Genomic DNA, 17,982 nt, shown 5'->3' with positions numbered 1-17,982 from the left:
AATGACGCTCTGACCCTCGCTAATTACCCATCTACTTTGTATTGTGCGAGATGTTCTAACAAAAATCAATGTCCCACGATGGGCCTTAGGCGTATGATAGCGGTAATGACGGCCCAGCCCTTTGCGGAATCTCGGGAGTTGGGTAAGATAGCAGGTGGAGGGAATGCTGTGCAACGACGTTGGGCCAACATGACTTTAGGGATTGCGCTGGTGCTGTTTTTAACAGCGCTAGTTTTCCATCGACACGTGTGGGCCCCTTATCTCGAATCGATGGCGTTAGCGGGACTAGCAGGAGGGGTGGCGGACTGGTATGCGGTAACTGCCTTGTTTCGTCATCCTTTAGGCATTAAATGGCTACCGCACACATCGATTATCTCCGCCAATCGCGACCGCATCATTGATGCCTTGGCAACGTTGGTAGAAACAGAATTGCTGTCGGTTGGCTTCATAGAATCCAACATCGAGAAATTGCAGATCAGCCAGCAATTAGTACACCTCTTACAATCCTCTCCCTCTCCTGAAATTCAGCGGGTTTTAACGGATGCGGCCAATCAACTGCTTGACCTCATTCCCGAAGAAAAAATTGCATCGTCGTTAGAACACTTTACGACGGAACGAGCCCACACCGTCAATCTTTCTGACTACATTGTCAGCCTCGTCAAATGGCTCATCCAGTCGGAGAATGATCGCGCCTTTTTCAAGTTCCTCGCGCATCACGTGGTTCAGGTGCTCAATAGCGTGGAATTTACTGAAGACATGGAAAATCGCTTGAAGGACATGCTGGAAAAATACACGAAAACCACCACCCAAAAGCTTGTCCTAGGGCTCTTGGAATCCTTGGGTACAGTGGATTATAAAGATCTCAGTGTCACGGTCAAAACCCAACTGATTGACTGGTTACAATCGGATAAAGCGTTTGAGCAATTTGAATTGGCTTTAGTGCGCATTATGATGACAGTTCGGGATGATACGGGCTTAAGGGACCGCATTGAGGCAGCAAAAGATGATTTAGTGAGCCATATCCCTTGGGAGCGGGCGGTGGCGCGTGTCATGGTCGAACTGCGTACCCAGCTGAACCGTGAAAGCCTTTGGGGTGGGATAAGCGATGTCATGACAGATATGGCGGACAGCTTGCGCACCCATCCTGAGCAACAAGAGATGCTGGAGGGATTGATTAAGCGGACCACCGTGTCCTTGCTGCGCCGATATCATCCGGTTATCGGTCGGCTTGTCCGTGATAATTTACGCCACATGGACGAACATGAGTGGATTGATAAATTGGAATGGTATGTGGGGCGGGATTTGCAGTGGATTCGGGTGAATGGCGCCTTAGTCGGCGGACTTGTAGGGCTCTTGTTGGCAGTCGTGATTCACTTTTTATGAGGTTTATGCAGATGATGGCCGGTCATCGCGTTAAGTTCTGCCCCTAATAAGATCGCAAGCGCAAAAAAATAGAGATAGAGGAGTAGCAAAATTACCGTACCCAAACTCCCATACATCTTATTGTAGGTATTAAAATGGCTGGTATACAAAGAAAACAACGAGGACATGACCAAAAACACCACGGTGGCCAATATCGTGCCGGGTCTAAGTATCATAAAGCGTAATCCCACGTCCGGCAAAACTGTATAAAGAATGTCCAAACTAAGGACGAGAAGGACCAGAAGGAGGATCCAGTGAATCGCTATGGAAACCTGTTGGTCCACTGGCCAATGCAACAGATGTGCAAGCGCCCAACGAGTCGCCTCGGATCCGCCCGTACCAACGACTAATACCGCAATAAATAGCATCCCTACGATGACTCCTGTGCCTATGGCTACGCTATAGCGATGCCATAGAGATCGATGATAAGGGTAGGGCAGTTCATAGGCATGATTAAACGCATCCATCAAGCCTAAAAACGCGCCTGACATGCCCCACAAAAAGCCCACAATGCCTAGCGACAACACGGTAGGATTTTCGTGATGCACCGCCTCGACAATGCTACGTTGCAACAAATGCAATACCGCCGGGGGAATCACGGCATCGAGCGGACGCACGACTTTTGTCACACCCCCGGCTATGTGCAAAAACCCGAGGAGTGCTGTAAGAAACAGCACTAAAGGAAATAAGGCGAATAAGAATTTGTACGCCAAAGCTGCAGCATAAGCGGGCATATCATCGCGTGCGAGACGGCGTAACAATTCCTTCCCAAACCGGATCCATTGTTTCAACCGCACCGCTCCTATCATGGCCTCCATACATAGTGTAACAGCATCTTACGCATCCTAGTCGTACGCATTACACGATCCTGAGGAGGATTGCCCATGTTCTCTAGTCTTTGGGTCTCAACCGTCCTCGTGGTCGTTTCGGCTACGGGACTTGGCTTTTTGGTCGCAACGGTTGGCGGCGGAACACTAGCGATGTCAGTCCTTGTTATGCGCTATCTCCTTAGGCTGCGCAATGTGGGCCATCTGTTTGCGACATCAGCAGCCGTGACGACAGCTATGGCCTTTACCCTGCTGTTTGTGCGCCGGCAGTCTCTCCGCCCGCTGTGGAGACCTGCCTTGTGGTTTACTATGCCCGGCATTCTTGCCATGGCAGCCGGCCACGCGTTGCAACACGGTTTATCCAGCCACGTCCGTATGGCGTTATTAGGCCTTCTCATGTTACTCAATGTCCTTTTCACAATGATTTTACCAAAAGCCCTTCGCCCCGCCAAAAGGTTAACCCTACGCACGACGGTAGCGGGAAGTATTGTGGGCCTTATTGCCGGGCTATTTGGTGGGGGAGGTGGCTTTTTGACCTTTCCTGCATTGCTCTGGTCAGGGCTGCCAGCGGCCTCGGCCACAGGGAGTAGCTTGTTGTCTGTCACGGTGTTCTCTGGGGTAGCTACAATTCATAACTTGGGTCGTTGTGCTATCGACTGGCACATCATTCCGCTCTATCTCATCAGTGCCCTTGCTGGGATGAGTAGCGGAATATGGTTCGGCAAACGCCAACAGGCTCGCCGTTCCCGGCTGTCCATGCAATGGATTGCAAGCGGCTTAATGCTTCTTGGCGGGCTTTATTTACTGCAGCATAATTGGTCCAGTCTTTACAGACCCTCTCTAGCCCTTTATGATGGGCTAAAAGGAGGTTTTGACTATGAGTTTACAAATTGAAGTCACCCCTCAGGCTATTGCCAAGCTGGCGGAATTAGGCACCGAGAAACAAGCCGACTACGTGCGGGTGAGTGCCGAACAAGCCTGTGGCTGTGGACGCATTGGATACCGTATGTTCTGGGAAAACGAACTTACATCCGAAGATGAGCAAATCAACGCGGCAGGGCTTACGTTAGTCGTTAATGCTGCAAGCCGGCCCTATGTCGAAGGCGGCACTTTAGACTACAAAATTGACCCAATGCAAGAAGGCTTTATTCTCACGAATCCCCATGCACAGTCTGGCTGCAGTTGCGGTAGCCATTAAGATTTTTCCTTTCGCACAGGAGATCGGCTTAAAGCGCGTACACCGCGCTTTAAGCCACCCAATGCGCGGTGGCGTATAGGGCCACAAACAAAATGGATAGCGGCATCGCCAGCACAAAATACCAGACTTTATACAAGGGTTTACGCAATAACAATCCCAGCGTAATAAACGTTGGGAACGCTTCTAAGACCAGCCGTGGTAATGACATTAAGGGATTGCCGGAAGCGGGATAGGAAAACGGTACGAGCAGGGCTAACACCTCGTACATCCACAAATACGGAGGCAGCCGCCTAATCGATAGTACAAGAATCCCTAACAAAAACAAGGCAAATATCCAATTGTAAAAGTTGCTAGCCGTTAATTGAGGCATCCCTGTCGCAAATAAGGTATGGAGATTGAAGGCTTGTCCTGCGACATTCCATGCTTTTACCGTAGCAGCCCATAACGTGCCACCGGCCCACTCAAAATGTCGCCCCCAATTGCTCTGGGCATGCTCAAATACTAATGGATCTCCAAAGCGCGCCAACAGAAACCCCATGTAGAGAGCGAGCCCGGCAGGCGCCCATAAACTGTGGAATAAAGGGCGAATACGGTGCCCTTCTTGCGTCCACGTGAGATAGAGCAGGGGAAGGGCTAGGAGAAGACCATACATGCTTACGAGGGTAGCGGCTAAGGCTAAAGGCCCCGCCACGAAGTACCGCCTCGTGCGGGCAAAATACAAAGAACCAATGGCGACCGCCATAAATAACGATTCGGAGTATAGGGCATTGGCGTAAAACGAGGTAGGAAAAAAGGAGAGTGCCAACACGGCGTTCCACGCGACGTGGTCCCCAAATTCATATTGCGTCAAACGAAAGAGAAACCACAACGTCACCGCAAACGCCACAAGGCTAAAGAGAACGCCGGCTACCACGCCACCTCCCAGTATATGAATGACCCATGGATAGAGAGGAAAGAAGGCTGTGGCTGTAGGGCGATTGGCATAGCCCATATTAGCGATAGAAAGGTACCACAAACCGTCCCAATGCGCCCACAAACCAAATGTCACGTGATAGAGAAGGCGCCCCGATGGAGGCAACGTATTCGGTGGAGACTCGACCCAAGCATGGGGCAAATAGATGTAAGCCAGCCCCCCCAATTCCATAAAGAAAGCCCGGGATATTACAAAGAGCCATAGTAAGGTCTTGACCGTGGGCCATTTGACCTGAGGTGACGGCGCTGTCGTCTGAACAGGAAAGAGAACCGGCGTGTCGGTTGTCAGATCTTTAGCCATGCGACCTCCTTATAGGACGCAGCTGACGAAGAGAGCCCAGTTTCAATGCGTCGCCGCGAATATAGTTCGCTAGGGCAAATACTTGGTACGCGGTTAAATTGGTTGTCGAATTCTTCGTCATCCCTAATAATTCCCCTGCGGCGATGGGCGTGACTTCGGGAAGCATTTGAACGATTTTGCCGAGCAACTGCACTTGTCCTGCCGGATTCGCCGCCCCATCCGGATAGCCTAGGGTCGCCAACATCGCGGTAGGCGTTTCGGTTTGCGGCCACAAATGATTGGTATGATAGTATAACGCATTCATCACCATAAGCAGGTCCTTGGTTGTGAAGTAGAAATAATGGGTGATGGGCACGCCCATGGCCTGCGAGACGGATTTTGTGGCAGCCACCGGTGTCTCACCCGCAATGACTTCATACAGCGGCTGCTCGGTGCCATTGACAGTGGAGACAAGAGTGGTGCCGTTGACAGGAATCACGGTGAGGACTTGACTATTGGGCCGTACGACCGCTAAAAAGCCGATAAAGGCCGGGGCTTGGCTTGTCCCTCGAATGCCTACCAGTACATTAACCGGCTGCTTTTCATTGATAGCAATCGTACTAATGCGGCTATGAATGCGCGCATGGAGCATCACCGAGATCCCAACAAAGATAGCGCCGAGACCGGCGATAAGACCGCTGACCCACCGCTGTCGTGTGGTAAAGCCTATGCCTGGCAGGTCTTGTTTATTATTCATCCGTTCTCTCAATCCTTTGTCAGCCATATCGGCAGGGTGTTCATCGTCTGCTCCGCACATCAAAGACACTATATTGTATCATGTTCCTTCAAAAAATCGGCTGGAAAAACACAACAACCGCGAAGCATCCTCTGTCAGTATACCCATTTACGACCCGTTAACGGTTTTGGTACCAGGCGACATTGTCGTTCCACTGGGCGGCCGCTACGCGAGCGGCAGGCGGGCATTTAGCCCGGTATAAAAAGAGCGCAGGACGCGGCAACAACCTATGCGATAAGGATTCGAGATTGGCAATGCCTTTAATAATAAATCCGTCATATTCCTTAGCCCACATGTCCAACATATCGTCACGCATCGCCCAAAGGGTAAAATGATCGCCTAAATCAAGAATTTTATTGGCGACCTGGCTCAGTCCGACTTGATGTACATCGTCTCGTGTCACATCATTCAAAAAAGCATGGTGCCGCACCAAGACGCTGAGGTGGTAGCCATGATAGCGTAATGAACGCATCAACTCGCGGTCAAAGACCACTTCTCCCGCGTTGTCTGTAATATATAAAAGACGGGCTTTGTTTGGAAGACGAGACCAAAAGATGGGGGAATGGTCGACCCCTAACCCTTGCTCAATAGCACCTTCTAACTGCGTGAATAAATACTCGGGGTTCGCATCCAATCCTGCATCAATAATGTTTGCCGCACACGCATAAACCAAACGCTGCGACAAATTTTCGACAGGCACCACATGGTCTGCCCAAAAATGTTCTGCCAATTCGTTGGCACGCGTCTTTTCTGCCGTATAAGCATCCGTTTGATGAGTCGCGCGATTGGCAACACGATACATTTCATCAATCGCGATAGCGGGCGTCTCGTACCGGTCCCAATTCGTTCCCAGGGCCAACATGACGTCGCGTTGAATCGGAAGATAATCCGTGACACCGCGATGTTCAAGAGTCCTCGTTAATTGAAGATATACACAAGGCGCGCATTCTGGTGCAATCTGCATAGCGTTTGATTCGGTAAGCTTCCGTGTTCTCCCGGACATGGATAGCGTCGAGGTTCTATCCGAGCTCCCGTTCCTCCTCTCAGTAGGTGCTGACCAGGCGAGATGGTGTGACGTCTCGCCGAATTTTGGCATCCTCTAGGCCTTTGTTGAAGATGGTTGACCTGTACGCATTTAACGGACACTATATTTTTAGTGTACCACGGCACAACCTGCCGTGTGATACGCACGAAGGAGGAGTCATTCAATGTGCGGACGTTATTCTCTTGGCTTATCATGGGAACAACTGGTAGAGTCGTGGCATTTGGCGTCATGGCCCGTGGAACCGCATTGGACACCGCGCTGGAATATTGCTCCGGGACAGGACATTCTTGCGTTAGGCCCGTCAAAAGAAGGCGAAACAAAGGCTGCATGGGTAAGGTGGGGATATCCTTTAGGAAATCGCCTCTTGATTAACGCCCGCTGCGAAAGTTTGACCACTAAGCCGCTATTTCATGAGGCTATGAAATCTCAACGTACGGTCATTCCGGCGGACGGATTCTATGAGTGGGCCCCAGATAGGCGCGCATTTCGCTTTACGGCTCAAGTCCCCTTGAGTATTGCTGGTCTTCTGCTTCGCTCGCGCCAAGAGCCGATTTGGCGGGTCGTGTTGATTACGTGCCCCGCCAATCGCTGGGTAGGCGATATCCACGACCGGATGCCTTGGCTCTTAACGCCCGAACAAGTCCCGTTGTGGCTCGACCGCCACTCCACTCAATATCGTACCCTTTCAGCAACTGAGCTGCCCTTAACTCGGTATGCGGTTTCGCCCCGTCTAAACAGTGCTCAAGAAGACACACCGGACCTAGTTCTTCCTATGCCCGAATCCTAAGATTTTAAGACGGCGTGGTGGAAATCGTTACCGACTGAATGTAATAAGGATGGACCGGTAAAGAGTCTTCTTGCATCGCAGGATTGTACTTGACCTTGCCCGAAGCAATTTTCTCGACGACACTCATCCCCTTGGTGACGCGTCCTAGCTCCGTGTATATAGGATTCTGATTCAACGAGGTGCTTTCGGCTCCGGTGCATACAAAAAATTGGCTACCATTTGTGGTGGGACTGCCTGAATTGGCCATGGCCACAATTCCGGGTTCATAGGGAACCGTCGCATCTTTGCCCGTCCACTGGTATCCTGGCCCTCCTGTGCCATTGTTTAGCGGATCCCCTGTTTGGAACATAAAAGGCTTAATAACGCGAAAAATTTCATCGCCATTGAAAAAACGGTGCTTTGCCAAAAACACAAAATTGTTGACGGCATGGGGATCTTGTTGCGTAAACAACGTGATATTGAAGCTTCCGGCGGTGGTGTCGACAGTCGCGACGTAAGTGTCTTTGGGATTAATGGTCATGGGTGGTGCCGTTTTCCACCGCAAATTACGCCCGCTTGCGAGTTTAGGGGTAGACTTATGGCTTGGCGCTGCTTGCTGCCCACAACCGGCCAACATGCCTGCGGCCACGAGGAAGAGGGCGGGAATCGTCAGTGTGTGGCGCAATGTCATCGCAATAATCACTCCGTTGTCACATTTTTTCGCGCCTCATTGTACCATGAATCGTTACCCGTTCACAAAGAACGCCCAATGATGGGCTGGCGCACTAGACTCACGATGTGAACGATGGCCGCTGCCACAGTCATACCCAGACCCGCTACTGTGACGCCGGTCCAGCCAGCGATGCCCCATGCCCAACTAGCCACCCCCGACCCCAAGGAGCCCCCCAGGAAGTAAGTCACCATATAGACCGTGTTGACACGAGCACGGGCATTAGGACGTAACGCATAAATTCTGGACTGATTGGAAATTTGCCCCGATTGTACTCCGAGGTCTAAAACAATAATGCCCACAATTAAGGCCCACAAATGACCGGACAGTGGTCCCATCCATAAATAGGCTAATGCGACCAGACCAATGGAGGCGGTGACCGTAATTCTGGGGTCGCGTTTGTCGGCCAAACGTCCAGCCACAGGTGCTGCGCTGGCCCCTGCAATGCCCAAGAGACCAAAGAGACCAATGATGGATGCTGAGTAATGGTATGGCGCCAGCCCGAGCCGAAAGGTCAACGTTGTCCAAAAGGCGCTAAAGGCGCCAAATAAGGCAGCTCCCGTTAAAGACGCTCGAACTAATTCGGGTTCTTGACGAATGAGAGGACCTAAAGAGCGGAGAAGTCCCGCGTATCGTAACCCATGATGGTGCGGTTCAGATCGCGGAAAAATCCGTGCAGTGGCTCCCGCGAAAATCAGCATAAGAAGACCCGCCAATTCATAAACGCGAGGCCATCCTAACCAATCACCCACGAAGCCGCTTACCGTTCGCGCTCCCAAAATACCAATTAATAACCCGCTCATGACTACCCCCACCACTCTTCCACGCGAAGAATCTGGTGCGAGATCAGCGGCTACAGGAACAATAACTTGTGGCACGACCGTCGCCAAACCGAGTGCAAAATTCATGGCGAGAAAGGGAATAAAAGCGGGAATGACCGCCACCAGTTCCAATGCCATTGCCGTTAAGAGAAACAAACCGATGATCAACCGCTTGCGTTCCCAGAGATCGGCCAATGGGACAAAGAGCAAAAGTCCTGCGGCGTACCCGATTTGGGTTAACATGGTCACCGCCCCCACGGCGGCGGACCCCACATGAAACGAATGCGCCATTAATGTCAGTAGCGGTTGATTGTAGTACAAGTTAGCTACGCTGGCACCCGTTGCAATAGCCATAAAGATAACGAGCCACGAAAAGGTCATGAGTCCCTCCTAAGAATTTGCTGAGGCCCTAGTGTAAAGATTTCGCTTCGCTCTAGGATACTTGCCTTGCCTACGAAGAAGTTTACAATAGTTTCAGTGTCCGACTTCGCCCTAAGTTGCGACTGATTAGGAGGGTTTGCATGGAAGCAATTGTTCTCAAGGAATTTGGAGGCCCTGAAGTCCTCCGCATTTTTGAAGTGCCTCTCCCAGAATGCGGGCCCGATGATATTGTCATTCGAGTTCGCGCTGCGGGGGTGAACCGGGCCGATCTGCTAGAACGCCAAGGGCTTTATCCGCCGCCGCCACCGCGCCCAGAATATCAAATTCCAGGCCTCGAATGTGCCGGCGAGGTGGTGAAGACGGGAAGCCGGGTCGTGCGCTTCCGAGAAGGGGACCGCGTCATGGCGCTTGTCTCAGGTGGGGGATATGCCCAATATGTTGCCTGTCCTGAAGATTTTGCCATGCCCATTCCCCCTGGGCTCTCCGATATTGAAGCCGCCGCCATCCCTGAAGCCTTTTTGACGGCCTATGATGCGTTGTTTGACAAGGCACAATTAGCTATGGGTCAGTCCGTTTTGATTCATGCGGGAGCTGGCGGGGTCGGATCAGCGGCGATTCAATTGGCTCACGTCGCTGGTCTGCATGTGGTGACAACGGTGGGCACGGAGGAAAAGCGGCAACGGGTATTGGCGCTTGGCGCAGAAGTTGCCGTAAATTACCACGACGAAGTATTTGAAGACGTGGTCGGTTCTTGGTCGAACGGCCAAGGCGTGGATGCAATTTTGGATTTCGTCGGTCAACAGTATTTGACAGCTAATATGGCCAGTCTCAAGACAACAGGAACCATCGTCGTGATCGGAACGCTCAGCGGTACAGATGCCAGTATCCACTTAGGTCAACTTTTGGGCCGGCGACTGACAGTTCGCGGCACCGCTTTGCGTTCGCGGCCGAAATACGAAAAAATGCGTTTAATTCAAACCTTCCAAGAGCGCACCCACGCGTTTTTTGCGTCGGGACGGCTGGGAGCCATCATTGACCGGACGTTTCCTTTAGCCCAAGCAGCTGAAGCGCATCGCTATCTAGTGACAAACCAGACCATTGGCAAAGTCATTTTAACCGTCGACTAGTGCGACAGCACATAGTCACCTATTTGTTCCAATACAGCACGCGCGTCGGCCGGTGTATATGGCCCTGGCTTCTCGAGTCGTCCACCCGCTGCACGCGCGTGTCCACCTCCGTGAAATCTGTCTTCCATAAGTGCAGCGACATCCACGCGTGGGTCGCTTCGAGCCGATAGGCGTCCATCTGGTTTAATAAATACCACCAAAGCAGCCCCTGATTCCAACAAACGGTGCGCTATTTCGTTGACGGGCCCCTCATCACTTAACGGGATGGCGACCATGGGTAAAGGGGTGTTGGTCCGCACCGCTATTTGGAGCTGAGCGTGAATAAACGTGGTTTCTTGGGCAATTAACTCGGCAAGCCGATCTTGATCAGCTCTATTATACGGTGTCCATCCGTCATGGAAATGCTCATAAAACCATGCATAACCGCCATCATGAAATAACCGGTTAAGATTCTGCCCTGCTCCATGACATGGCTGCCACAAATCATAGCGTTCCACTGCGCGAATCAGACGGCTCCATTGCGGGGAGGGCGCGAGCATTCCATGCCCGACCATGTAGTCGTACAGCAAATGCGATCCGGATTTACTAAGGTCAATTGTTACCCCAGGCCAAGTCTTTAATGGCAACGCCGTTTGGTGATGGTCCAGTAACCAGTGAATGCGAGCGCCTAAGACCTCATATTGTTCAGGCTTTAGCGACACATCAGCCAAATACAGGGGTTTATCATCCGTAATGAGGGCAAAAGCCGAAGCCACTTGATCGGGTTCCACAAAAACCGGGGTCAGCCCGCATTTTTGGCCCACGACCGCGGCAGCGGCTCCATCCAAACAATTTTTATGGGTAATGAGCCATCCCGTTGTTTCCATACGTTCCTCCTCTTCATGGGTACATGCCTCGAAGCATAGCATGACGCCGCAAGATAGGAAATATGTCCTTAGGGATTACACGATGTCAATGTAGCTTGCGCGAATCGTCCGCCCTTTGAGTGTGCCGGCCAATCGCACCGTGGTTCCCGCTTTTAATGGGCCCACATTTTTTAGGGTTGTGGTGTCCAGAACTTCCACCGTATATAGACTGGGTTGACTTTGGGCATTATAGACGAGAAATCGCTGAAAAGGACGGGATTTCCCTTGAACCAGAGCGTGCGCGGAAGTCAATAGCGTGGCCGTCAGCATGAAAAGCACGAGGGGTCGTGAATTGGTTTTAGCAGGCATTAAAGAGACACTCCTTCCGCCCATATTCCCATGGGAACAATAATTCGCGATGCATGCGCAAATCCCTTCCTGGAAACCTGAAGATTGGTTGAATGTGGTCCGAACACAAAACACCATAGGAGGCAGGGGATGTCTTTAAAGTTTTGTATAATTGATCCGTATCTGTACAAGATTCTCACCGTGCTCGAGAAGGGAGCCGAAAATGTCAGTGTCGGATCACATTTTACCCAACGTCCTGTATGCGGTAGGGCATACACCGCTTATTGCGTTGCAGCGTATTAGACCAGACAATGGTGTAGACATTGCTATCAAATTAGAAAGCGTAAATCCCGGAGGAAGTATTAAAGACCGCATTGCAACAGCATTGATTGAAAGCGCTGAACAAGACGGACGTTTGCAAGCAGGAGGGACCATTGTTGAAGCGACCGCAGGTAATACCGGCATTGCTTTAGCGATGGCAGCGGCGGTTAAGGGCTACCATGCTCTTTTTGTGGTACCTGATAAGATGAGCCCCGACAAGATTGCCATTTTGAAAGCTTATGGGGCCTCAGTACGCGTCGTACCGGAAGCGCCGCGCAACGATGAGGCCAACTATCAAAATATTGCTAGACGCTTGGCGGAAGAGATTCCTGGCGGCTGTTATATGGGGCAATTTGAACAAGAGGCCAATTGGTTGGCCCATTTTCATTCGACTGGCCCAGAGATTTGGAAGGACTCCAATGGAAAAGTTGCCGCCGTGGTTGCGGGAGCGGGCACTGGAGGGACTATTACCGGAGTCGGACGTTACCTTAAGAAACAAAATCCCCAGGTTTTAGTTATCGGTGCGGATCCGGTCGGTTCTATTTTCACAGGACCCGTGGCCCCGTTCAAAATCGAAGGGATGGGAGAAGATTATTACCCTGATACCTTAGACATGGCCGTTGTTGATCAATGGATAGCTGTTAGCGACGCGGATGCTTTCGCTATGTGTCGACGACTCGCTCATGAAGAAGGGTTATTAGTGGGCGGATCATCTGGCGCCATCGTTCATGTGGCGCTTAATGTGGCACGTTCATTACCGCCGAATGCTCTGGTCGTGGCACTTGCTCCAGATACCGGACGCAATTACCTCAGTAATATCTTTAGTGAGGGATATTGAGGCGCGCAACCGTCGTGCCTCACTGCGCCTAATTAAGACGAGATGACATGATTTGGTGTTGTCCTTCTTCGACGCTTGGCGAATAGGCTATTGGGATATCACGCAACTGAATGGGTTTCGCTCATGAGAAATCCTCTAATCCTTTATGGGCCTTTTTAAAATAGCCACACGTCGAGGGGAAGAGCAACGCCGTATCGGTTTTTACGCGTGTCGGCAGCTATCACGACAGATTATAGGCCAATCCTCACGGCCCCAATGGCTCCATCTTTCTCATGGCAGCGGTCCGTGTTAAAATTTTAGTAGGCATAAAGATGGAACACGCAAGAATGTGGGTGGAGGATAGCGATGCTTGAGTGGTTGATAGGAAAGCGGCGTACCAACACAACAACGGAACAGAAGGTCCCGGTTCATATAACGCCTTCCGAAGTCTTGGAATTACTGGCCCAGGGTGAAAAGATCGTCATTTTGGACGTGCGGATGCAACATGAATATCGCCAGGGACATATCAAGGGGGCGCAACTGATTCCGCTCTCTGAGCTCCCTAAGCGCACTCATGAATTGCGTAATAACGCCACGATTGTTACCGTGTGCCATACCGGCCGGCGGAGCGCTCAGGCAGCGAGGCTCTTAAGAGCCCAAGGCTTTGTAGCACGCAATATGGTAGGCGGCATGACGAAGTGGACCGGACGGGTTGTTAAGTAATGAGATTCGTTGCGCCTTTCGTCGGAGAACGGAAGGAGAGATCTGAGTATGTTTGTCGATAAGATTCTTGTTCGTGGCGCTGCGATTGCCGCACTGATTGGTGGGGCGATTTTTGGCTTCTATGGCATTTCCGCGGTGATGTATTATTTGATCGCCGCGGGGCTTATCTTGTTAATCTTCTCAATAGGGTGGACGCAGCGGTACCAGCGGGTTTATGAGCAGGCGCCTCCAGGGTATGCCCCCACAGGAGAGGTGTATGCCAACCCTGGAGGCCCCCCCGTAGAAGTATGGCATCGAGGGATTCGGCGCATCTACGTCCAACATCAGAAGGTCCGATAAAATGCGTTTTAAATACATCTTGTTGTTAGTCCTAGCGAATATGCTTTGGGCCGGGAATTTTTTGGCGGGACGCATTCTTCGTGTAAGCATGGGGCCTTTTACCCTCAACGGCATTCGCTGGGTCGTGTCGGCGGCGATTTTACTCGTGATAGTCCACCAACGTCGTGAGCGCATTCCCTTTCGTTACGAATGGAAGGCATTTTTGCTCTTAGGCTTTATGGGCATGTTCCTTTTTTCCAGTTTGACATACTGGGGCTTGACCATGGTGCCCGCGGGTGAGGCGGGCTTGCTATCCGGATTTACGCCCTTAGCCGTTTTGGTGGCAGGATTTTTCATTGCAGGGGATAAGGTGCGCATAGGGCAATGGGCCATGGTCGCGCTATCCATCGTGGGCGAGATTTTGTTGCTTGGCGGTGGTGCCTCGGCATCCGGCAGTCTTTGGGGGGCTAGCTTACTCATTGTCGCGGCCTTGGCCTGGGGCATTTATACGGCCTTGGGACGGCGTTATCGCCATCGTTTCTCTCCTTTAGTTTTGACTGCCGGGGCCGCAGTGGGCGGAGCGATTCCCTCAGTTCTTTTGGGACTGTGGAACCTCACGACGCATCCAATTCATCTAACGGTGGAAAGTGGATTAGCCCTCGCCTATGTCAGTACCCTGGCCTCTGTGGTGGCGTTTATGATGTGGAGTACTGGGGTAAACCGGTTAGGAAGCGGAACAGCGGCCCCGTTTTTGAACTTGCTGCCGGTGTTTACCGCGGTTCTCGCGATGCTTCTGCTGCACGAGTCATTGTCCACAATTCAAATCGAGGGGGGCTTGATTGTGATTGCCGGGGCAGCGGGCTCTGGATTTATGCGCTCTCCCGCTACGCTTAGTGATCAGGCCCCGGTTGAGTCGATGCTTGAATAAGATAGGCGGCAAAATATTCAGGCGCGGGCATTCCTGTTAATTTATAAGGACCAGGTCGACACCAAATGGTAGGAACACCCATGACTTGGTGCGTCTGGCTGATATCGGGAAATTGTTCGGCTTGAATGATGTTAACCGCAATCATTGGCTGTATGCGTGCAAAGTGAATCCCTTGATCTACGACCTGAGGACAACGGGTACACGTCGTGGAAACAAAAATATCGGCCGTCACAGGATTCGCAATCTGTTGAAGCCACTCTGCCCACGGGGGTTGTTGGTGGGGCAATGGATTTCCGTAAGTCATCAAGGCCTGAATAAACGTTGTGTATTCCGTTCCACTGGGCGTGCCGATAAAACGGACGCCAAATGCTCCGTGAGAACTCACGATGAGGGTCGTAGGATCAAGCATATCCGCACCTAGGGGCACCGCCTCTCGATTTAGCTTTTGCGGAGCCAGGCTCACCGTATAATCAACAAGGTCAAGAGTCGCCTTGGTTAAGGTCGAGTCTGGTTGGTTGGAATGGACTCTTAAGGTTAGCGCATCGGTCAAGCCTTGAAGCGCCTGACCGATGCGCCGTTCGTCGGCGTCATTGAGTATCATGAGGCGTCTCCTTTTCTATGTTCTCGGCATTTGTTATCGTCTTCCAGCACCACCGCTCCGTGTAATCATCCAACGGATAGTAATGGATAATCATCAGGTCCGGTCGATTGGGGATTGGGACTTGATTGGACCGAAATCGTAATTTGCGAATGCCATGGTCAGCGCTCACCGATAAAATTTCTGATGTTGAAGGAATGGGCAATTCATCCCACGGAATTCCAATGCGTTCGCTCAGCGCGCTCTTTAAGGAAGACACCCATGGTTCTGTCACATAGGGTTGCCATTCGACTAACAGCCGGTTCAACATGTGCGCAAGCAATTCAGGAGACCACCACCCCGCTAAAGGAGAGTCGGGCGCGTATAACAAGACCGCCAAATTTTGATTGAGACCTTTAAGGGAACCAAAGGGAATTTGAAAAAGGCGCTCGATCGTCTGATTCCAAAACCGTAAATACCATCCGATGTCCAATAAAATGGCGGGAAAGGGATTGAACCGCACAATCCACTGAACGTATTCGTCCGGCAGTTCCAATTGAGGCGCCACATACGGACGGTATCCACATTTATAGAGCCATTGGTTAACCTCGCCGCTTAACACCGGGACTCTGAGCGCTTGGGCAATCGTAATCAGCAGGTCTCGAGATATCTCCAAAACCTGAGACTGTTCTATGCGCGACAATTGTTTCTGTGATAAAGCGACTTTGCGCGCCAGTTGAGCTTGCGACCAATGTTGAGACAAGCGATGGGAGCGAATCGCCAGCCCAATCGATTCATCAATAATCATAGCGTTAGGGGGGCCGCCTTTTTTCAGGATACCATGAGTGTACCATCGCTAAGCCAGGTCATGCCACTTCGATGCATAGAGCGTGTTCAAAAAGACATGCTAAATTCAAACAATCCGCAAGGAGGTCACTATGAAGATTAAAGATTTCCGGTTTGTCGGCAAATTTCCCAACTATGAAGTGCATACCATTTTGGACGATGGGCAAGAGAAAACCCACGAGATTGATATTGGCAACTTAGAATATGTCGGCACTCTTGATGAAAAACAATTGAAGTCACTGATCAAGGAAACGGTCAAGGCCCACCAAGAGCCGAAGCGTACGGAAGCCATGAATCAATTGATAGGCAAATCGTTGTAATTAGCATTGTGCAAGATACCTGGGCAAATCATGGTACAATCGACCCACCAAAAAAGATAAGGGCGGTGGTAACAAAATGCCCAGCAGCACAAGGCCTTTAGTCGTTTCTTACGCACAACAGCCGCTGATGCGACAAATCGCCGCGACATTTCCCGCATTGGACGTGCGCTTCGTCGATGACATTGCCGCACCAACACGGATCAGTATCTTTAATCAGGCACGCGCTATGATTGTTGCAGGCAATGCCGTTAATGCTCATACTCTTGAGCCGTGGACCACTCTGGAATTTGTTCAAACTTTGGGATCGGGCTATAACAATGTCGACCTGTCAGCTCTGGAGGACCGTCACATTGTCGCGGCCCACAACCCCGGTCAAAACGCGTACGCCGTCGCGGAACACGCCCTAATGTCAGCCATCTATCTTATGCGGCACATGGGTGCGGCTCATACCATGGTCTTAAATGGGCAATTTATGAAGCGGCAACAATTGGCGGGAATGATCAGAGATCTGCGTGGGCTGACCTTGGCCCTCTACGGAATGGGACAAATTGGGCAACACTTAGCCCAGCTCGCCACGCCCTTTGGCATGAACCTGATTTATTACCAGCGACACCGTCACCCCCAGGTGGAGCAAGAATACGCTGTTCGTTATGTGGCACCTGACGACCTCTGGAAGCTCGCAGATATTGTGGTATTAACCGTACCTCTCACGGATGCAACGTTTCACTTGGTGGGAAAAGACCAATTGGCATGCATGAAACCTGGTAGCGTATTGATTAATGTTGGCCGAGGACCCGTCGTGGATGAACAAGCTTTAGCCCAAGCTCTTATCGAAGAACGGCTATACGGTGCAGCTCTTGACGTCTTTGAGACCGAGCCACTGTCTGAGAGTAGTCCCTTACGGAGCTTGCCGCCGTCCGTCCAAGAACGCACGTTATTTTCTCCACATATTTCCGGGGTCACACAGCAAGCCCTAACGGCCATGGCAACCCATGCCTTAGAAAACGTGCAATGTTTTTTCGCCCAGCATTCAGCGCATCATGTTCTAGTCCCACGGCCGGGCGTCAATCTTTGGCAATGGCAAAACGACGGACGCCAAAAATCATTTGCCACCCATCCGAATGAGGGATGAAAGGACAGCCATTCACCAGTAAGCTGGCGAGGCCCCAAATCAAAGGGCCCTCTAACCAAAGGCACGTGCACCGCATCAGCATCACGGACAGCAACGCGAGAACGGATAACAGACCGTCCACGGCGAGGCCTGCCGCGGCAACCCAGCGATAAGCCATTCGGGATAAGCCTGTCATATCGATAACTGTGGTTAACCGCCCCTTATGCCACCGCATGCCGTGCCACCGTGCCCCGTAATGGCGGGCGACTACGATATGGGCAGCTTCGTGCCCAATCGTTCCGACTAAGGCAGCCAGACTGACGGATGCCCAGAGCACAGCGTTCACGGAATGACCTCCAGTCAGATGCAAAATTTTGACGGACTGCTGGTGCTACATGCACTACTCTTGGTATTATTCCCATAGTTCGTTCAGACAGAGTCGGAAGTCATAGACTGTGTCTTT

22 protein-coding genes are annotated in these 17,982 nt (G+C 51.4%); 11 read left to right on the top strand and 11 right to left on the bottom strand.

Going from position 1 to position 17,982, the window contains the following annotated elements:
* The first annotated feature begins 168 nt into the window (after positions 1 to 168).
* The gene (locus CO251_RS04820; RefSeq protein ID WP_103374675.1) at positions 169 to 1,383 is read left to right on the top strand and encodes a DUF445 domain-containing protein; all 1,215 of its coding nucleotides are present in this window, start codon (positions 169 to 171) and stop codon (positions 1,381 to 1,383) included.
* Here CO251_RS04820 and CO251_RS04815 read toward each other — a convergent pair.
* Entirely contained in the window at positions 1,371 to 2,213 is an 843-nt protein-coding gene (locus tag CO251_RS04815) for a YihY/virulence factor BrkB family protein (RefSeq protein WP_158246182.1), read from the bottom strand. The genes CO251_RS04820 and CO251_RS04815 overlap by 13 nt on opposite strands.
* A gap of 93 nt (positions 2,214 to 2,306) precedes the next feature.
* Between CO251_RS04815 and CO251_RS04810 the strand changes: the two genes are divergently transcribed.
* On the top strand, positions 2,307 to 3,143 hold the full coding sequence (locus tag CO251_RS04810; protein ID WP_103374673.1) for a sulfite exporter TauE/SafE family protein: 837 nt from the start codon (positions 2,307 to 2,309) through the stop codon (positions 3,141 to 3,143).
* A complete protein-coding gene (locus tag CO251_RS04805; protein ID WP_103374672.1) occupies positions 3,127 to 3,447 on the top strand; it encodes an iron-sulfur cluster assembly accessory protein in 321 nt (106 codons plus the stop codon). Before CO251_RS04810 ends, CO251_RS04805 begins: the two co-directional genes overlap by 17 nt.
* Before the next feature lie 49 nt (positions 3,448 to 3,496).
* Here CO251_RS04805 and CO251_RS04800 read toward each other — a convergent pair whose 3' ends face one another.
* The 3 genes from CO251_RS04800 to CO251_RS04790 form a co-directional block, all read right to left on the bottom strand.
* Entirely contained in the window at positions 3,497 to 4,720 is a 1,224-nt protein-coding gene (locus CO251_RS04800) for a hypothetical protein (RefSeq protein ID WP_103374671.1), read from the bottom strand.
* Positions 4,713 to 5,456: a hypothetical protein gene (locus CO251_RS04795; RefSeq protein ID WP_146038987.1), complete on the bottom strand. Its 744-nt coding sequence runs from the start codon at positions 5,454 to 5,456 to the stop codon at positions 4,713 to 4,715. The genes CO251_RS04800 and CO251_RS04795 overlap by 8 nt, the downstream gene beginning before the upstream one ends.
* 157 nt (positions 5,457 to 5,613) lie before the next feature.
* A complete protein-coding gene (locus CO251_RS04790; protein WP_158246181.1) occupies positions 5,614 to 6,459 on the bottom strand; it encodes an ARMT1-like domain-containing protein in 846 nt (281 codons plus the stop codon).
* Positions 6,460 to 6,703: 244 nt separating this feature from the next.
* Here CO251_RS04790 and CO251_RS04785 point away from each other — a divergent pair, with 244 nt between their 5' ends.
* Positions 6,704 to 7,327: an SOS response-associated peptidase gene (locus CO251_RS04785; protein ID WP_103374668.1), complete on the top strand. Its 624-nt coding sequence runs from the start codon at positions 6,704 to 6,706 to the stop codon at positions 7,325 to 7,327.
* A gap of 4 nt (positions 7,328 to 7,331) precedes the next feature.
* On the opposite strand, the gene CO251_RS04780 is transcribed toward CO251_RS04785, so the two are convergent.
* Both CO251_RS04780 and CO251_RS04775 read right to left on the bottom strand, forming a co-directional pair.
* Entirely contained in the window at positions 7,332 to 8,009 is a 678-nt protein-coding gene (locus tag CO251_RS04780; RefSeq protein ID WP_242968319.1) for a peptidylprolyl isomerase, read from the bottom strand.
* 50 nt (positions 8,010 to 8,059) lie between these two features.
* The gene (locus tag CO251_RS04775; RefSeq protein ID WP_103374667.1) at positions 8,060 to 9,238 is read right to left on the bottom strand and encodes an MFS transporter; all 1,179 of its coding nucleotides are present in this window, start codon (positions 9,236 to 9,238) and stop codon (positions 8,060 to 8,062) included.
* Positions 9,239 to 9,378: 140 nt separating this feature from the next.
* Between CO251_RS04775 and CO251_RS04770 the strand changes: the two genes are divergently transcribed.
* On the top strand, positions 9,379 to 10,365 hold the full coding sequence (locus tag CO251_RS04770) for an NAD(P)H-quinone oxidoreductase (RefSeq protein WP_103374666.1): 987 nt from the start codon (positions 9,379 to 9,381) through the stop codon (positions 10,363 to 10,365).
* Here CO251_RS04770 and CO251_RS04765 read toward each other — a convergent pair.
* Together CO251_RS04765 and CO251_RS04760 are read right to left on the bottom strand one after the other, a co-directional pair.
* Positions 10,362 to 11,231, bottom strand: coding sequence for a DHHA1 domain-containing protein (locus tag CO251_RS04765; RefSeq protein WP_103374665.1), 870 nt, complete (start codon positions 11,229 to 11,231; stop codon positions 10,362 to 10,364). The genes CO251_RS04770 and CO251_RS04765 overlap by 4 nt on opposite strands.
* A gap of 75 nt (positions 11,232 to 11,306) precedes the next feature.
* Positions 11,307 to 11,579: a hypothetical protein gene (locus CO251_RS04760; protein ID WP_103374664.1), complete on the bottom strand. Its 273-nt coding sequence runs from the start codon at positions 11,577 to 11,579 to the stop codon at positions 11,307 to 11,309.
* A gap of 202 nt (positions 11,580 to 11,781) precedes the next feature.
* Between CO251_RS04760 and CO251_RS04755 the strand changes: the two genes are divergently transcribed.
* From CO251_RS04755 to CO251_RS04740, 4 genes are all read left to right on the top strand, one after another.
* On the top strand, positions 11,782 to 12,717 hold the full coding sequence (locus CO251_RS04755; RefSeq protein ID WP_103374663.1) for a PLP-dependent cysteine synthase family protein: 936 nt from the start codon (positions 11,782 to 11,784) through the stop codon (positions 12,715 to 12,717).
* Between the two features lie 345 nt (positions 12,718 to 13,062).
* Entirely contained in the window at positions 13,063 to 13,419 is a 357-nt protein-coding gene (locus CO251_RS04750; RefSeq protein ID WP_103374662.1) for a rhodanese-like domain-containing protein, read from the top strand.
* A 48-nt stretch (positions 13,420 to 13,467) separates the two neighbouring features.
* On the top strand, positions 13,468 to 13,758 hold the full coding sequence (locus CO251_RS04745; RefSeq protein WP_103374661.1) for a hypothetical protein: 291 nt from the start codon (positions 13,468 to 13,470) through the stop codon (positions 13,756 to 13,758).
* A 1-nt stretch (position 13,759) separates the two neighbouring features.
* Positions 13,760 to 14,665: a DMT family transporter gene (locus CO251_RS04740; protein WP_103374660.1), complete on the top strand. Its 906-nt coding sequence runs from the start codon at positions 13,760 to 13,762 to the stop codon at positions 14,663 to 14,665.
* Here the strand turns inward: CO251_RS04740 and CO251_RS04735 are convergent.
* Complete coding sequence (locus tag CO251_RS04735) at positions 14,628 to 15,266, bottom strand: thioredoxin family protein (RefSeq protein ID WP_103374659.1); 639 nt, start codon at positions 15,264 to 15,266, stop codon at positions 14,628 to 14,630. The two genes, CO251_RS04740 and CO251_RS04735, sit on opposite strands and share 38 nt — an antisense overlap.
* The gene (locus tag CO251_RS04730) at positions 15,253 to 16,050 is read right to left on the bottom strand and encodes a helix-turn-helix domain-containing protein (protein ID WP_103374658.1); all 798 of its coding nucleotides are present in this window, start codon (positions 16,048 to 16,050) and stop codon (positions 15,253 to 15,255) included. The genes CO251_RS04735 and CO251_RS04730 overlap by 14 nt, the downstream gene beginning before the upstream one ends.
* A gap of 130 nt (positions 16,051 to 16,180) precedes the next feature.
* Between CO251_RS04730 and CO251_RS04725 the strand changes: the two genes are divergently transcribed.
* Positions 16,181 to 16,408 (top strand): hypothetical protein, encoded by a 228-nt coding sequence (locus CO251_RS04725; protein WP_103374657.1) that lies wholly within the window; start codon positions 16,181 to 16,183, stop codon positions 16,406 to 16,408.
* Positions 16,409 to 16,484: 76 nt separating this feature from the next.
* Positions 16,485 to 17,540, top strand: coding sequence for a 2-hydroxyacid dehydrogenase (locus CO251_RS04720; protein WP_103374656.1), 1,056 nt, complete (start codon positions 16,485 to 16,487; stop codon positions 17,538 to 17,540).
* Here the strand turns inward: CO251_RS04720 and CO251_RS04715 are convergent.
* Positions 17,473 to 17,865, bottom strand: coding sequence for a hypothetical protein (locus CO251_RS04715; RefSeq protein WP_103374655.1), 393 nt, complete (start codon positions 17,863 to 17,865; stop codon positions 17,473 to 17,475). The genes CO251_RS04720 and CO251_RS04715 overlap by 68 nt on opposite strands.
* Between the last annotated feature and the right edge of the window lie 117 nt (positions 17,866 to 17,982).

The sequence above is a fragment of the Sulfobacillus sp. hq2 genome, from assembly GCF_002903155.1.
GTDB classification, from domain to species: domain Bacteria; phylum Bacillota; class Sulfobacillia; order Sulfobacillales; family Sulfobacillaceae; genus Sulfobacillus; species Sulfobacillus thermotolerans.
This window is presented reverse-complemented; position numbering and strand designations above follow the sequence as displayed.

Coding starts and splice junctions, on each gene's coding strand:
- CO251_RS04810 (WP_103374673.1), top strand. CDS start 2,307: ATGTTCTCTAGTCTTTGGGTCTCAACCGTCCTCGTGGTCGTTTCGGCT.
- CO251_RS04805 (WP_103374672.1), top strand. CDS start 3,127: ATGAGTTTACAAATTGAAGTCACCCCTCAGGCTATTGCCAAGCTGGCG.
- CO251_RS04800 (WP_103374671.1), bottom strand. CDS start 4,720: ATGGCTAAAGATCTGACAACCGACACGCCGGTTCTCTTTCCTGTTCAG.
- CO251_RS04795 (WP_146038987.1), bottom strand. CDS start 5,456: ATGAATAATAAACAAGACCTGCCAGGCATAGGCTTTACCACACGACAG.
- CO251_RS04790 (WP_158246181.1), bottom strand. CDS start 6,459: ATGCAGATTGCACCAGAATGCGCGCCTTGTGTATATCTTCAATTAACG.
- CO251_RS04785 (WP_103374668.1), top strand. CDS start 6,704: ATGTGCGGACGTTATTCTCTTGGCTTATCATGGGAACAACTGGTAGAG.
- CO251_RS04775 (WP_103374667.1), bottom strand. CDS start 9,238: ATGACCTTTTCGTGGCTCGTTATCTTTATGGCTATTGCAACGGGTGCC.
- CO251_RS04770 (WP_103374666.1), top strand. CDS start 9,379: ATGGAAGCAATTGTTCTCAAGGAATTTGGAGGCCCTGAAGTCCTCCGC.
- CO251_RS04765 (WP_103374665.1), bottom strand. CDS start 11,231: ATGGAAACAACGGGATGGCTCATTACCCATAAAAATTGTTTGGATGGA.
- CO251_RS04760 (WP_103374664.1), bottom strand. CDS start 11,579: ATGCCTGCTAAAACCAATTCACGACCCCTCGTGCTTTTCATGCTGACG.
- CO251_RS04755 (WP_103374663.1), top strand. CDS start 11,782: ATGTCAGTGTCGGATCACATTTTACCCAACGTCCTGTATGCGGTAGGG.
- CO251_RS04750 (WP_103374662.1), top strand. CDS start 13,063: ATGCTTGAGTGGTTGATAGGAAAGCGGCGTACCAACACAACAACGGAA.
- CO251_RS04745 (WP_103374661.1), top strand. CDS start 13,468: ATGTTTGTCGATAAGATTCTTGTTCGTGGCGCTGCGATTGCCGCACTG.
- CO251_RS04740 (WP_103374660.1), top strand. CDS start 13,760: ATGCGTTTTAAATACATCTTGTTGTTAGTCCTAGCGAATATGCTTTGG.
- CO251_RS04735 (WP_103374659.1), bottom strand. CDS start 15,266: ATGATACTCAATGACGCCGACGAACGGCGCATCGGTCAGGCGCTTCAA.
- CO251_RS04730 (WP_103374658.1), bottom strand. CDS start 16,050: ATGATTATTGATGAATCGATTGGGCTGGCGATTCGCTCCCATCGCTTG.
- CO251_RS04725 (WP_103374657.1), top strand. CDS start 16,181: ATGAAGATTAAAGATTTCCGGTTTGTCGGCAAATTTCCCAACTATGAA.
- CO251_RS04720 (WP_103374656.1), top strand. CDS start 16,485: ATGCCCAGCAGCACAAGGCCTTTAGTCGTTTCTTACGCACAACAGCCG.